Raw genomic sequence first — 14,661 nt, 5'->3', positions numbered from 1 at the left:
CGGCACACGGAAAGTAAGTCCAAGGACCTTCTTCGCAGCGATCGAACTGCTACGCCGCACCGGCACTTAAAACAAACGGGGGAAAATAAATCCTGCAGACCTAATGGTTAACATTGAGTAGTGGACTGCCCCGGAAAGCTAGACGAATACCGTCAACCAGGCCGATACCAGTAACATCAGGGCCAGCGCGTGGTTCATGCGCTTGAACGCCCGTGGCGAACTCAGTGCCCGGGCGCTGCCCACGCCGAGCAAGGCCCACAGGGTCATGCACGGCAGCGAGACCAACAGAAACACCAGTGCCAACAGGACAACCTGCATCGCTCTGTCACCGCCGCTGACGAACACGCTGACGACCGCAATCGCCATCATCCAGACCTTGGGATTGACCACTTGCAGCAGCGCGATACTCACCATCCCGACGCCTTCGTCCTCGAAGTCTGCTTGCTCCAGCGAAGGCGCCGGACTTTGAAGAATCTGCCAGGCAAGCCAGGTCAACCAGAGCACGCCGGCCCAGGCCATTGCCTGTTGTACGCGCGGAAACTTCAATAAGGTTTCTCCCACCCCAAGCCCCGCGGCAAAAACAATCAGTGCCGCAGCCACACATGCAGCAACGATGATCGGCAACGTGGCGCCCATACCCCGCCGGGCGCTGTGACTGAACACAAGGATGTTGGTCGGCCCCGGGGTTATCGAGGCAACGAAGGCAAACAACAGAAACGGCAACAGTGACGGCATCGATCAAGCTCCTGCAAAGAGGCGATCATGGTCACGTAGCGGTGCGATTCAGTCTGGAAGATTTGAGCAACGCTTACGGTAGTCCGCTGGCGTCAGTCGGTAAGCGCGGCGGAACCAGCGCCCCATATGGCTTTGATCGGCAAAGCCGACAGCACTGGCGACCTGCACGGGTGACACACCGCGCGCCAGCAACTGCCGCGCTTTGGCCAGACGCAGTTGGATCAGATAGGCATGCGGCGCAAGGCCAAACGCCGCCTTGAAGGCTCGGGTCAAACGAAAGCGGTCGACGCCACAGGCGCGCGCCAGATCATCCAGGCCGATGTCTTCGCAGCCGTGGGCATGCAAGAAATCACGGGCTTTTTGTGCCGACAAGGGCAGGCGCGGATCCGGACTCAAACGCTTGCGCCAGTCCATATGGCGGGTTAGCACAACGAGCAAATCATCGATCGCGCTTTGACGCACGATGCGCAGGTCGTTGTCGTGAAATGCCCGAAATGCGTTTGATATGACCGTAGCCAAACTCCCGTCCTGGCTTAGGGTAGCGGTAAAACCCAGTTGGCAATTGTGCGGTGCGTGCTCGAACAACGTCAGCAACTCACGTTCCAGCCACTGCGGATCGAGATAGAGCATGGAGTAAGTGAACCCCTCCTCGGTCGGTGCATGGCCATCGTGCAGTTCCCCCGGCTCCAGCATGAACACCTTGCCGGGCGTACTGACATGACGAACGCGCCGACAATTGAACTGCTGCACACCTTGCTCGGTAACCCCCACAAGAAAACTGTCGTGCCAGTGCGGGTCGTAGGCATGCCCTTGAAAATGCGCACGAATCGATTCAATCCCGGTTTCGGTATCCTGGGATAGATCGATCCAATTGCATGGGTTCATTTGAGCTTCCAGTAGCACTGTTCATCAATGTCTGCGTGAACGTACACGCTACCTTGCTTTGGCGCAGACCGTTTAGAACATTTGTGCAGTTGGCCGTCTCGGCAGCGCCGTTCTCTTCTCGACTGGGCGCACTAGGGATTTGCAACCTGAATCAGTAAGATCCAAACCATCTGGTGAAATTTTCAACCCCATTACAAGAACAAGAGAGACCCAAATGACCTTGGAGCACAGTGTCGCCACCCTTAACCAACTGCTGTCGCAACGTTCCAGTTGCCGCGCCTTCACGGCCGAGCCGGTTCCCCAGGCTACGCTCGAAAGTATCCTGACCACGGCACAGCGCTCGGCCTCCTGGTGCAACTCCCAGCCCTGGCAAATTCACATTACTCAAGGTGATGCGACCGAACAGTTCCGCGACATTATGCAAGCGCCCGCGCATGAAGACGAACCCGGCCCCGACTTTCCATGGCCGAGCGCGTATCGTGGGGTTTATCAGGACCGCCGCCGCGAGTGCGGCCTGGCACTCTATGACAGCCTGGGTATCGAGCGTGGCGACCGAGTAGCCTCGGCGCGTCAGACCCGGGAGAACTTTCGATTCTTTGGCGCCCCGCATGTGGCGATGATCACCAGCGACCAGGCGCTGGGCGTCTACGGCGCGGTAGATTGTGGTGGATACATCGCCAACCTCTTGCTTGCCGCTGCAAGCCACGGTGTCGCTGCCATTGCGCAAGCGGCGCTCGCAGCCTACCCCCAACGTGTCCGTGACTACTTTGGCCTTGCGCCAGACCGGCTGGTTGTCTGTGGTGTCTCGCTGGGCTTTGCAGAGCCCGCCCATCCAGCCAACAATTTTCGCACCACCAGAGCCGAAATTGCCACGGCGGTGCAATGGAAGGGAAATAGCTGACCATCGCACAGCCATGGGATTTACACCCCATGGCTGGCAACAGTAACCGCTCGGAAGGTTAACGCGATGCCCAGGCGTTGAAACGCTGTTCCAGGTGTTCACCGTGGTCGGCCCAGAACAGGGCATCTACAGCCACTTGTTGCGCAAGGTTCTCGGGGGCGGTGGGTAGCTCTGCGATGCGCGCCTTATCGAGCAGATCCATGGCCTGCAAGTTGGCAGCGCCATAATCGATATGCTCGGCAAAGCTTTTCTGTTGCTGCGGTTCAAGCGAGAAGGCAATGAACTCACGGGTTTTTTCCTGACGCGAAGCGCCACGCGGAATAGCCCAGGAGTCAAATTCGTAGAGCCCACCGGACCAGACGATTTTCAGGTCATAGGTTTTGCGCTGCTCGGCCGAAAGACGACCGTTATACACCGAGCTCATCACCACATCCCCTGCCGCCAGGTATTGAGGTGGCTGCGCGCCGGCCTCCCACCATTGAATGTGCGGTTTGATCTGGTCGAGTTTGGCAAAGGCACGATCCTGTCCAGCCTCGGTCGCCAGCAGCGAATAAACCTCCCCAGGTTCAACACCGTCGGCGATCAGCGCAAACTCCAGGGTCGACTTGGCCAGTTTACGCAGGCCACGCTTACCCGGGAATCGCTCGACATCCCAGAAGTCTTTCCAACCGGTGGGCGCTTCCTTCAGCTTGCTGGCGTTGTAGGCCAGCACTGTCGAATAGACCAGGAAGCCAATGCCACACGGCTGGATGGCACCGGGCACGAAGTTTTTGCTGTCCAGGCCGATCTGCGCAGGGTCGAGGGTCTCGAACATGCCTTCGTCACAACCACGGGCCAACTCGGCGGACTCGACCTCCACGGCGTCCCAAGAGACGCTGCGGGTGTCGACCATGGCTTTGACCTTGGCCATTTCACCGTTGTATTCACCGGAAATAATCTTGCTGCCGCTGGCTTGCTGCCAGGGTTTGTAGAAGGCCTTTACCTGCGCCTCTTTGTTGGCGCCGCCGAAGGACACGACGGTGAGATCGGCGGCAAGGCCTTGACTGGCAGTTACTATCCCCGCTGCCAGCGCTGCGAATTTCAGAGTCTTGATCATTATTGTTATCTCCTACTGTTCAAGGGTGATTGCAAATCACTCAAGACACCGGGATAAACCAGCCTTCCCAGGCGAGAGACATCCGGGTCTCGATGCGTTCGTGGGAGATAGGCCATACGACCTACTCGGCAACGAACAATGGTGTTCTTAGGCTCCATTTTTCTCGCCAAGTAAGGTGGCATGTATGTAACGGTGGTTAGACTCTACTTTTCTGATTTTCAGATTGGCTGTGACTAAACATATGCAGCAGTAACTTTATGTGAGTGTGATCAAGCTTGTCTGCGCAGGGTGAGAATCGCAGCCCCAAAGAAGATGAACGTCGAACCGACCACCCTGCTCACCCACAGCGAAAAGCGCGGCCGCGTCAGTACGCCCTTGGCTCGTGAAGCGAGCGCGGCGTAGACGCTCAAGGAAGTCAGCGACAAGCCCATGAAAATCGAGGTCAACAGCAGAAACTGTGGCAGCAGTGCCGCACTCTGGTCGAGAAACTGTGGAAACAGCGCGGAGAAAAACATCGTGGCCTTGGGGTTGGTCGCTGCGGTCAGGAAGGCTGATTTGAATAGTTTCTGCCGCGACGGCCGACCTGCTTTCTCATGGCCCGGAGCATCGCTGGCAAGCATGGGTGACTTCTTGAACAGCTGCTTGGCACCCAGGTAGAAGAGATAGCCGGCGCCAGCAATCTTGACGACGTTGAACATCCATTCAGAACTGGCAAGCAAGGCGCCTAAACCGAGCATCGCCGCCGCCGACAAGCAGAACAAACCGCAGGCATTACCCAAGGATGACCATACTGCCGCACGCTGGCCATAGGCGACGCTGTTGTTGATTGCCATCAGTGTGGCAGGGCCCGGGCTGGCAATGGCGATTGCAGCGACAACGGCATACGCGAGAATCGAGTGAGCATCCATTTTTCAAACTCGAAGTAGATAGGAAGACATGCATCTTACAGAGCTGGTCGAGCGTATTCATTTGCTCATGGGACAAATACTGAGATGGCTGAGAGAGATTCGCTATCAACCCACAAGACTGCCGCTATTAGCCCTCGCAGTTGGCCACGTCTAGCCTATATTTATCGCTGCACCGATCCGGCTGGATGGCGTTTGGGGAAAGCGGCAACAGAGCGGCTACCGCCGTCTTTCCCGCAGTGGTCCACCTGTCGATAACGAGATTGCCGCTACGCTTAACCGTCCGTGATGGCCATCAACGATTCGTTGTCTGAACCGCTGGCCTTGAACCTATGCCATTGATTTCACTCATCTCTACTCGGTTGGCGCAACGGGTCAGATTGTGGGGTGAGTCCATCCAGAGGTGAAACAGTCATGTCAAACGAGTCAAAATGCCCGTTCAATCATGCCGCTGGCGGCGGCACCACCAACCGCGATTGGTGGCCCGATCAGTTGAACCTGAGAATACTCCATCAGCATTCGTGCCTGTCCGATCCGATGGACGAGGACTTCGACTACGCCAAGGCTTTCAAGAGCCTAGACTTTGCCGCGGTGAAACGTGACCTGACGGCACTGATGACCGACTCCCAGGATTGGTGGCCAGCCGACTTCGGTCATTACGGCCCACTGTTCGTGCGCATGGCCTGGCACAGCGCCGGCACTTATCGCACCAGCGACGGCCGAGGTGGCGCTGGGTCTGGACAGCAGCGATTCGCGCCCCTCAATAGTTGGCCCGACAACGTCAGCCTCGACAAAGCGCGGCGCCTGTTGTGGCCGATCAAGCAGAAGTATGGCAAGAACATTTCCTGGGCCGACCTGATTGTGCTCACCGGCAACGTTGCGCTGGAATCCATGGGCTTTAAGACTTTCGGTTTCTCTGGCGGCCGTGCCGATGTCTGGGAACCCGATGAGGATGTCTACTGGGGCTCGGAAACGGTCTGGCTGGGCGGTGATACGCGCTATGGCAAAGCACAGCCTCCGGGCGACGTGCCGCTGGTCGCCGAGCCCTCCAAGCATGGTCAGGAAGAAAGCCGTACCGATCCGCCTGGACGCAACCTGGAAAACCCACTGGCCGCCGTGCAGATGGGCTTGATCTACGTGAACCCGGAAGGCCCGGAAGGCAACCCCGACCCGGTGGCTTCGGCCAAGGACATTCGCGAAACCTTTGGCCGCATGGCCATGAATGACGAAGAAACCGTGGCGCTGATAGCCGGTGGCCACGCCTTCGGCAAAACCCATGGCGCCGGCCCGGCTGATCATGTCGGCGCCGAACCTGAGGCGGCTGGCCTTGAGCAACAAGGCCTCGGTTGGCATAACACCTTCGGCACCGGCAAAGGTCCGGACACTATTACCAGCGGCCTTGAAGTTACCTGGACCTCCACCCCCACCCGGTGGAGCAACGAGTACCTGGAGAACCTGTTCAACTTCGAGTGGGAGCTGACCAAAAGTCCAGCCGGCGCCCACCAATGGAAGCCGAAGGACGGCGCGGGCGCCGGAAAAATCCCGCACGCCTTCGATTCGGCGAAGCGACAGGAGCCGCGAATGCTGACCTCGGACCTGGCCTTGCGCCTTGATCCGATCTACGAGCCCATTTCTCGACGGTTCAAGGAAAACCCCGAACAGTTGGCCGACGCCTTTGCGCGTGCCTGGTACAAGCTCATCCACCGCGACATGGGCCCGCTTTCACGCTACCTCGGCCCAGAAATGCCGAGTGAGGAATTGCTTTGGCAAGACCCGATTCCGGCTGTCGACCATGCGTTGGTCAACGATGCGGATGTGTCCGCACTCAAAGCCAAGGTGCTGGCCTCGGGTCTATCGGTGTCGCAACTGGTCGCTACTGCATGGGCAGCCGCTTCGAGTTTCCGCGGTTCCGACAAGCGCGGAGGTGCCAACGGTGGACGGCTGCGCTTGGCGCCACAGAAGGATTGGGAAGCCAATCAGCCTGGGCAACTGGCTGAGGTACTTGGCAAGCTGCAAAGCATTCAGAACGACTTCAACGCCCAAGGTGGCGGCAAGAAAATCTCCCTGGCTGACTTGATTGTGCTGGGGGGCGCCGCCGGCGTGGAGCAGGCCGCGAAAAATGCCGGCCACAACGTCAACGTGCCCTTCTCTCCTGGACGAGCGGACGCCTCGCAAGCACAGACCGATGTCGAGTCCTTCAGCCTGCTGGAGCCGGTGGCCGATGGCTTTCGCAACTTTGCCAAATCCGGACTCAAGATCAAACCCGAAAAGCTACTGCTGGATAAGGCCCAGTTGCTGACCCTGAGCGCACCGGAAATGACCGTTCTTGTCGGCGGTCTGCGCGTGCTGGGCAACAATGTCGGGCAAGGCACCCAGGGTGTGTTCACTCAGCGGCCGGGTCAATTGACCAATGACTTCTTCCACAACCTGTTGGACATGAGCGTGGAATGGAAACCAACCTCCAGTGCCAACGACAGCTATGAAGCTCGCGACCGCAAAAGCGGCGAGCTGAAATGGACAGCCAGCCGCGTCGATCTGGTGTTTGGCTCTAACGCCCAGCTACGGGCATTGGCTGAGGTGTACGGCAGCAGCGATGGCAAGGACAAGTTTGTCCACGACTTTGTCGCCGCCTGGACCAAGGTGATGAACCTGGACCGCTTTGACCTGGCGTAAAAAAGCCGCTGTGTTGTGCAGGTGCAACGCAAAAGCGCCCCGAGTTGGAAAGCCAACGCGGGGCGCTTTGTGTCTGATCCGTATTTTTACGCAGCATCTGCATCTGTAATGAAAACCCCGACACTCCGACAATAAAGCCCCTACAGGGCACCTTTCAAAGCGTGCCTGACCAGGCAGTTGCTTCATCTGCAGCGCCTGTTGCCTCTTTCCTGTTCAGTTCGGAGTTCATATGGGCAAGCTTGCACTTTTCGTGGTTGGTTTTCTGGTGCTGGCAATTGGTATCGGCGCGTTAGGGACGATTTCGCCGCTGTAACAAACTCTGTACCACGCAAGGAGCTGTCATCTTTGCGTCATCAATCGAGTGGAAGATCGTCGCCAACGCCCTAGAGCGTTGCCCGATGAACCTGCAAGGACCACTCGATGAAAGGCGATACCTCCCTGTTTGCGGCCATTGACCTGGGGTCAAATGCATTTCGCATGATGATCGGCCAACCGGTCAAACGGAACCGCCAATGGCAGATCGAGGAAGTTAAATCCTTGCGTGAGCCGGTTCGCCTGGCAGAGGGCCTGCAAGGAGGCGCCCTCGACGAACTGGCACTGGATCGAGGCTGGCAAGCGCTCGCACGCTTTGGCAAAAAACTGCGTGGCTTCGAGCCAGGACGAGTACGTGCCGTCGCCACCAGCGCCGTGCGCGAAGCTGCCAACGCCAAACTGTTCTTGAGTGATGCCCAGCGTCACCTGGGCTTTCCAATTGATGTCATCTCCGGCCAGGAAGAAGCCCAGCTGGTTTACGCCGGCGTCAGTCATCGCATCCCCAATGCTGCCTCCATGCGTTTGGTGGTAGATATTGGCGGCGGCTCTACCGAGCTGATTTTGGGCCAGGGCGACAAGGCGCTGCTGACCGAAAGCCTGACCATTGGCAGTGGAATATGGAGCACGCGCTTCTTTCCTGACGGCAGGGTTACCGCTCAGTCCCTGCTCGACGCCGAGCGCACTGCCACGCTGCAATTCGAAAAAGTCGCGCGCCGCTATCGTTACCTGGGCTGGCAACAGGCAATCGGATCGTCCGGCACTGCGCGCATGCTGGCCAAAGTGCTCAGGGCCAATGCCTTGAACGACTGTGGTGAAGGCGGAATCACATACCGCGGTTTGTTGCGCCTGTCAGTGCTGCTGCTTGAACAGGGCAACGTCAATACTGCTCAACTGGGCGGCCTGCAACCTCATCGCCAGAGCGCCCTGCCCGGTGGCCTGGCAATCATGATGGCTGCATTCAAAGCCTTCGGGATCACCGAGATGATGCCTTCAGAGCCCGGTTTGAGGTTCGGCGTGCTGCATGGCTTGATGAACAAAGGCTGATCGTCGCAACGCCAAGCAAGGTAGCTAATAGCCCGTCATTTCCAGATAGCCCCTGCCGCTCATACTTCCGCTAAAGCGCACCGGCCCCTCCCAGTACGGGAAGCGGGTGCCCATCCAGGCGTTGTCTTGCAACGCTTGGACCTGCACATCCACGTCATGCGCAGGCACCTGCACGCGCCAACGGGTGGGCACTGAGGCGCCGCGATCCTGACGTGTCCAGGCCAACTCCGTTAGCTGTATTTGCTCACCCTGCAACGCCTGGGGCTCACCCTGCGGGCTGATCCAGGTGCCTGCCCGATAGGGTTGGCCGTCTTTTTCGCGCACACGAAACAGCATCAGCTTGGCGCCGTTGTCCAGATGCAAGGAAAACCACTCCCAACCCGTTTGCCCGGCGGCCAATGGCTGGCTGCTCCATTCGCGATCAAGCCAGGCATTGCCGGTAACCGAGAACCGTTGGCCATCGCGTTCAACCTCACCGCTGACCCGGTAGAACGGCTGACTGTAATAGTAGGAAGCCTGCCCCTTGCCGGACTTTTCGCTGTAGCCCTCATCACCATGAAGGACCGGCGCACTGCTGCTCGTGAGGTTCAAGTGATAGCCAAAACCCTCGCCCCTGGCCGTCATCTGCAACTGATCAATGCCGCCTGGGCCCTGCAACGACCAATCATTGATCCAGGCCCTGAACGGCTGGGCCACGACGCCGGCCTGGCCGATACCGCCGCGCGCCAGCGTTTCGCTGGACTGATGACCGCCCGGGCCGGTCAGCGCCGCATGCCCCATCCACAAATTCGGACTGTTCCACCCAGTGGTTTCCGGGCCATTACGCAGGGCTGAACGAAACAGGGTCCATTGCACGCCCCAATCCCGGCCTTGACTGTCCTTGAGATTGGCAGTGACATACCACCACTCAATCCGAAAGCCCTCATGAGTGCCGTGATCACGCGGAAATACCAGCGGATGATCGCGCGTCACCTGCGCGAATTCAGCCGCGTCCTGCCCCAGCCCGGCATAGCTTTTGGGCTCGGATGCAGGCTGATCGCAACCCGTCAGCAACATTAGCAACGCCCACAACCAGACTTCAGGTTTCATCGGCAAACTGCCTCAACAACTCGCCTGGCTGGCGTCGCGCCAACTGCCACAACGGCCAGGCACTGGCTAGCAGACTGGTCAGTAAACCCAGAAGGCTCAACTGCAACAGTTGCCCAGGAAACAGATGCAGCGGCAAGCGCCAGCCGAACGCTTGCACATTCACCACCGCAACCAGGCACCAGGTGAGTAACAACCCCAACGGCATTGCCAGCAGCACTGTCAGACAACTGAGCATCAAGGTCTGCGCGAGCGACAGCCACACCAACTGTCTACGCGGTACACCCAGCGCCCAGAGCGGCGCCAATTGGCCCAGGCGGCTCTGGTTCAGCGTCAACAAACTGATGAACAACGCTATACCAGCAACACCCAGGGTGAGGCTGTTGAGTGCAGCAGTCGCGGCAAAGGTACGACTGAAGACATCAGTCGACCAGCCCTTCAACATCGCTTGCTCGACAACGCGGCTATCGTCCAGGGCAAAGCGCTGCTGCAGTTGCGCTTTGAGTGCTATCACCGACGCAGATGCCACACTCAGGCTCAAACCACTGAGCCGTGCCTCGGGCCAGTGACTTCGCAGCCACTGGGCATTGACCAGCAAATGCCCCTTGGGATTGCCGTAGTCCGCATACACCGCCACTACACGCATCACTGGCCCTGGCGCGCCAGGCAACTGCAGACGATCGCCCAGTTGTACACCAAGGCGTCGGGCCAATTGCTCGCTGAGCATGACCCCACGACCGTTCGCCAATTGCTCCCAGGCGTATGCACTGTGCTCCAGCAACGGCCAGCGCGTCCGGTAGGCGGGGTGATCGATGATGCCCTGCACCTGCACTGGCCAACCCTGCAAGCGTACCTCGATGCGCCAGCTTGGCAGTACATCGGTGACTGCTGGCTGTTGCACCAGCCAGGCATTGATCAGCAGGCCTTGTGCGGTATCACGCGGAGTTACGAAGAGATCCGCTGATAAGCGCTGGTCGAGCCAGCCGGTAAATGTTTTGCGAAAGCCTTCGGTCATGCTGCCCACGCCGACACTGGCGGCCAACGCCAGCAACAATGCCATCAACGCCAGACTCAGCGCAGGCAACTGCTGGCGGCTATCGGCGATGAACCACTGCGACAACGGCCCTGCACTGCCCACTCGCGCCAACCCGACCAGCAGGCCATCGAGCAAAGCGGGCAACAGCAGTGCTGCTGCCAGCAACAGGGCCGCCAGTAAAACCAGAGCACTGGGCAGGCTGTTTCCCCACTGCCAACAGCCCAGCGCGACCAACAGCAGCAATCCTGCAGCCAGCGCTTGGTGGCGCAACCAGGGGCCTTGGGCCATGCGCCACGCCTGCGGCTGGGCCAGGGCCAGCAATGGCAAACGGGCTGCACGCAGCACACTGCTCGCCCCGGCCAGCACAGCACCGAACACACTCACCAACACCCCGCCCAGCCACCACCAGGCCGGCAGGCTCAGTTGGCCGGCGATTTGCGCACCATACAACCCACGCAAGCTGGCGGCCACATCGGGCAGCAGCAACCCCGCCAGCAGATAACCACTGGCGACCCCGGCCAAACCACCCAACACGGCGAAAACACCCAGTTCCAAGGCAAGGCTGAACAACAGGGTTTTCAAACTGACGCCGCACGAACGCAGGTTGCGAATCAGGCCACGGCGCTGCTCAAGTGCCAGGCCAATGGCGGCATGCGCTATGAACAGGCCAACGACAAAGGCCAGCAGGCCAAGCGCAGTGAGATTGAGGTGAAAGCTATCGGTGAGGCGCTGCAGGTCGCCATCGTCGCTGGCCTCCTGCAGTGTCAGCTGACTGGCAATCGCTGCGGGCAAGGTTGGCACATCACCGTTGAGCAGTAACCGAGATAACTGTGCAGGTGCTTGCAGCAACCTTTGCGCGTGGCCGATATCAACCACCACGACCCCAGGCGCCAACTGGGGTTTCAACACAAACGGCGGCAAGCGTTGACCGTCACTGCCAAGCGCTTGATCCCCCTCATTCAGGCCCAATTGGCGCAGTGTGTCCGGTCCGACCCAGGATTGGCCGGGGGTGCCAATAAAAGCCTGTAAGTCAACGCCCTGTGCCTGGGTTCCAGCAATGGCTGCTCCGGCCGGCAGGCTCAGCGGTTCGATACCTATCAGGCGCACACTCAGGGGTGGCTCGCCAGCGAGGCGCAAACGTCCCTCCAACACCGGGGCTAGCCGCCAGCCTGCCAGGCGTAGTTGTAGGTAGATCGATTGAGCGAAGCGATCACCCGTTCGCGCTACCAACTGCGCGTGCCCAAGGCCGCCCAGTACGGCACTGGCCCGTGCATAGTCGGCCTGGGCCTGACTGTTGAGGGCCTGTACGCCAGTCCACAGTGCTGTCGCCAGCCACAAGCCGGTAAGGATGCTGAACAACTGCAAGCGATGGCGCCACCAGTGACTCAATAGCGCCTGTAAGGCGATGATCAATTGGGTCTTTACCTCCTTTTTATCCAGGCTGCACGAACCTCTCGGGGGACAAGCTCGCACCTATCGACAGCGGGCGCGGAACTATCAGTGCTCGTCGACTTGCACGCGACCGGCCGAGAGAACGCATCGTTGCTCGAGTCGGGCGGCCAAGCGACGGCTGTGGGTCACCATCAGCACGCTGCTTCCGGCCTCGCCAACCAACTGCAACATCACGTTCAGCACTTCATCGCTGCTGAGTTCATCCAGGCTACCGGTGGGCTCATCGGCCAGCACCCACGCTGGTCGCCCCGCCAGCGCCCGACCGATTGCCACCCGCTGCTGCTGGCCACCCGACAACTGCTCTGGATAACGTTGCATTAATGCGCCAAGACCAAGACGCTCGGCCAGGTAATCCACCCATTGCTGCTCGAGCCGACCAGCCAAACGCGCCTGGAACGCCAGATTGGCGGTGACATTCAGGCTGCTGATCAAGTTGAATTGCTGGAACACCAAGCCAATGCCCTCCCGTCGCCAGCGGGCCAACGCTGACTCAGAGCGGTCATCGAGAGGCTCGCCGTCGATCAGAATGCGACCACTGTCGGCGCGATCAAGGCCCGCCAGCAGGTGCAGCAGGGTACTTTTTCCGCTGCCCGACTCGCCCATCAACGCCAGGCTGCTGCCCCTCGCCAAACACAAGTCAACGCCCTGCAACACCGACAAGGGGCCCTGAGCGGTGATGAATGACTTGTACAGTTGTTCGACGACCAGCATCTATACCATTCCTTGAATGCTTGAACCCTTAGGAATAGCAGCGTTCCATTGCTTTGCCCATTCGCTGCCGCTCGTTGGGTATTTATCCTAACCTTCACCCCAGACAGCCACTGCGGACGCCACCATGCCCAACCCTGAATCGGCACTCCAGCAAAGCTGGAGCGACAATGCCCGAATGTGGATCGAAGCCATCCGCAGTGGCACGATCGAAAGTCGTCGGCAGGTCACCGACCAGGCCATCCTGTTAGCGATCCTCGGACGTCAACCCGAGCGCGTGCTCGACCTTGGCTGCGGCGAGGGCTGGCTGCTGCGAACACTGGCTGAACGGGGAATCACGGCGGTGGGCGTTGACGGTGAGCCGGCGTTGGTCGAAGCCGCACGATTGGGCGGTGCTGGGCCTGTTCATCTGGCCAGCTACGACGCCCTAGTCGAAGGCTGTGTGGATCTCGGCAACAATTATGACCTGATCTGCGCCAACTTTGCCCTGCTGCATCAGGACATCATCCCCCTGCTCGGCGCCATGAATGCCCTGCTTGCCCCTGGCGGCGTGCTGGTAATCCAGACCCTGCACCCCTGGAGCTGTGCAGCCGGCGACTACCAGGATGGCTGGCGGCAGGAGACGTTCACCGCGCTCAAAGGCCAATGGCAACCCATGCCCTGGTATTTTCGTACCTTGTCCAGTTGGCTCAATGCCTTGGACATGGCCGGCTTTCGCCTGACAACCCTGCAGGAGCCACAGCACCCGCAAAGCGCCGTGCCGCAATCCCTGCTGCTGGTGGCCGAGCAGCAGCGCTGAGCGCTGCCCGCAACCCAGGTCAGAGCGTGGTGCGCTGGCCCTGGCGGTCCAACTCGAACACCTTGTTGGTTTGCAGACGTTCCTGCAGCCAGCGCTGCGCCTTGCCCATGGGCCTTTGTCGCGCCCAGAGCAGGTCCACACCCACCTGCCAATCGGTGTGGGGATAAGCGTTCAGTTGCAGTTCTACCAACTCGCCGCGCTCCAGTTCGCGCTGAATCAGTTGGCGCGGTAAGGTGGTCCACCCCAACCCTGCGCGCACCATTTCCAACAATGCCAGATAGCTCTCCGCTTGCCACAACTGCGTGGAACGCAGGTATTCACTACTGGGCAGCTTGCTGGCATGGGCGCTGAACGCAAGACGCCGGTGCACGTGCAAATCTTCGAAGGTTACCGTGGGCAGTTGCGCCAACGGATGCCCGGGGTGACAGACATGCAGCATGATCAGCTTGCCCAGTTGCTGGAACGCCAGTTCCTTGGCATATCCCGGTTGTGAAAAGGCAATGCCCAATGCGGCCTGGCCCTGGACCACAAGCTCACTGACATCGCCATGGACCGGGTGGCGGATGATCAGGTCGACATACGGGAAATCCAGCTCGAACGCCTTGAGCACCGGCAGAATCGGACCATAGGGCGTCTCGATCGCCAGCGTCAGGCTCGGCTCCACGGTTTCAGACAAACAATCAGCATGCGCCTCAAGCGCCAGACACCGCTCCAGCACTGCTTCAGCCTGAATCAGCAGCTTTTGGCCGCTGGCGGTCAGCCCCGGAATACGGCTGGCTCTATCGAACAGTTCGACACCCAAGTCAGCTTCCAGGTTGGCAATCGCCGCGCTGATCGTCGACTGAGTTTTGCCCAGCTTGCGTCCTGCGGCAGAGAAAGAGCCGCTTTTCACCGCCTCCACGAACATCAGCAATTGATCCAGAGAAAAACGCAACGTCCTGCTCCTTGCTTAGTAGGTATGGCCACAGCCTGCAACCCGGCGCCCTTTTGTGCAAGGGCGCATCCATCGATGTGGTCGATGGTTATTAA

Annotated in this window: 12 protein-coding genes; 4 read left to right on the top strand and 8 right to left on the bottom strand. The window is 59.5% G+C overall.

Annotated features, from left to right (window positions below; genetic code table 11):
* Positions 1–138 precede the first annotated feature (138 nt).
* A complete protein-coding gene (locus H8F21_RS10290) occupies positions 139–735 on the bottom strand; it encodes a LysE family translocator (protein ID WP_203543194.1) in 597 nt (198 codons plus the stop codon).
* A 48-nt stretch (positions 736–783) separates the two neighbouring features.
* Positions 784–1,620, bottom strand: a complete 837-nt coding sequence (locus tag H8F21_RS10285; RefSeq protein WP_203543193.1) for an AraC family transcriptional regulator — start codon at positions 1,618–1,620, stop codon at positions 784–786.
* 214 nt (positions 1,621–1,834) lie between these two features.
* On the opposite strand from H8F21_RS10285, the gene H8F21_RS10280 reads away from it, so the two are divergent.
* Positions 1,835–2,521 carry a nitroreductase gene (locus tag H8F21_RS10280; protein ID WP_203543192.1) on the top strand — a complete coding sequence of 229 codons (687 nt, stop codon included), beginning with the start codon at positions 1,835–1,837 and terminating at the stop codon, positions 2,519–2,521.
* Positions 2,522–2,579: 58 nt separating this feature from the next.
* Here H8F21_RS10280 and H8F21_RS10275 read toward each other — a convergent pair whose 3' ends face one another.
* Positions 2,580–3,617 carry an ABC transporter substrate-binding protein gene (locus H8F21_RS10275; RefSeq protein ID WP_203543191.1) on the bottom strand — a complete coding sequence of 346 codons (1,038 nt, stop codon included), beginning with the start codon at positions 3,615–3,617 and terminating at the stop codon, positions 2,580–2,582.
* A gap of 269 nt (positions 3,618–3,886) precedes the next feature.
* The gene (locus H8F21_RS10270) at positions 3,887–4,525 is read right to left on the bottom strand and encodes a LysE family translocator (protein ID WP_203584320.1); all 639 of its coding nucleotides are present in this window, start codon (positions 4,523–4,525) and stop codon (positions 3,887–3,889) included.
* A gap of 411 nt (positions 4,526–4,936) precedes the next feature.
* Between H8F21_RS10270 and katG the strand changes: the two genes are divergently transcribed.
* Both katG and H8F21_RS10260 read left to right on the top strand, forming a co-directional pair.
* A complete protein-coding gene (katG, locus tag H8F21_RS10265; protein WP_203543189.1) occupies positions 4,937–7,195 on the top strand; it encodes a catalase/peroxidase HPI in 2,259 nt (752 codons plus the stop codon).
* A gap of 420 nt (positions 7,196–7,615) precedes the next feature.
* On the top strand, positions 7,616–8,551 hold the full coding sequence (locus tag H8F21_RS10260; protein WP_203584319.1) for a Ppx/GppA family phosphatase: 936 nt from the start codon (positions 7,616–7,618) through the stop codon (positions 8,549–8,551).
* A gap of 24 nt (positions 8,552–8,575) precedes the next feature.
* Here H8F21_RS10260 and H8F21_RS10255 read toward each other — a convergent pair whose 3' ends face one another.
* The 3 genes from H8F21_RS10255 to H8F21_RS10245 form a co-directional block, all read right to left on the bottom strand.
* The gene (locus tag H8F21_RS10255) at positions 8,576–9,640 is read right to left on the bottom strand and encodes a lipocalin-like domain-containing protein (protein ID WP_203584318.1); all 1,065 of its coding nucleotides are present in this window, start codon (positions 9,638–9,640) and stop codon (positions 8,576–8,578) included.
* Complete coding sequence (locus tag H8F21_RS10250) at positions 9,630–12,086, bottom strand: FtsX-like permease family protein (protein WP_203584317.1); 2,457 nt, start codon at positions 12,084–12,086, stop codon at positions 9,630–9,632. Before H8F21_RS10250 ends, H8F21_RS10255 begins: the two co-directional genes overlap by 11 nt.
* 84 nt (positions 12,087–12,170) lie before the next feature.
* Positions 12,171–12,836, bottom strand: a complete 666-nt coding sequence (locus H8F21_RS10245; protein ID WP_203584316.1) for an ABC transporter ATP-binding protein — start codon at positions 12,834–12,836, stop codon at positions 12,171–12,173.
* Between the two features lie 124 nt (positions 12,837–12,960).
* Here H8F21_RS10245 and H8F21_RS10240 point away from each other — a divergent pair, with 124 nt between their 5' ends.
* Positions 12,961–13,632, top strand: coding sequence for a class I SAM-dependent methyltransferase (locus H8F21_RS10240; protein ID WP_203476538.1), 672 nt, complete (start codon positions 12,961–12,963; stop codon positions 13,630–13,632).
* 19 nt (positions 13,633–13,651) lie between these two features.
* Here H8F21_RS10240 and H8F21_RS10235 read toward each other — a convergent pair whose 3' ends face one another.
* Entirely contained in the window at positions 13,652–14,566 is a 915-nt protein-coding gene (locus tag H8F21_RS10235; protein ID WP_203584315.1) for a LysR family transcriptional regulator, read from the bottom strand.
* Positions 14,567–14,661 lie beyond the last annotated feature (95 nt).

It is taken from the genome of Pseudomonas arcuscaelestis (genome assembly GCF_016881005.1).
GTDB lineage: Bacteria > Pseudomonadota > Gammaproteobacteria > Pseudomonadales > Pseudomonadaceae > Aquipseudomonas > Aquipseudomonas arcuscaelestis.
The sequence above is the reverse complement of the archived record's forward strand: the minus strand, read 5'-3'. Positions and strand labels throughout refer to the sequence as shown.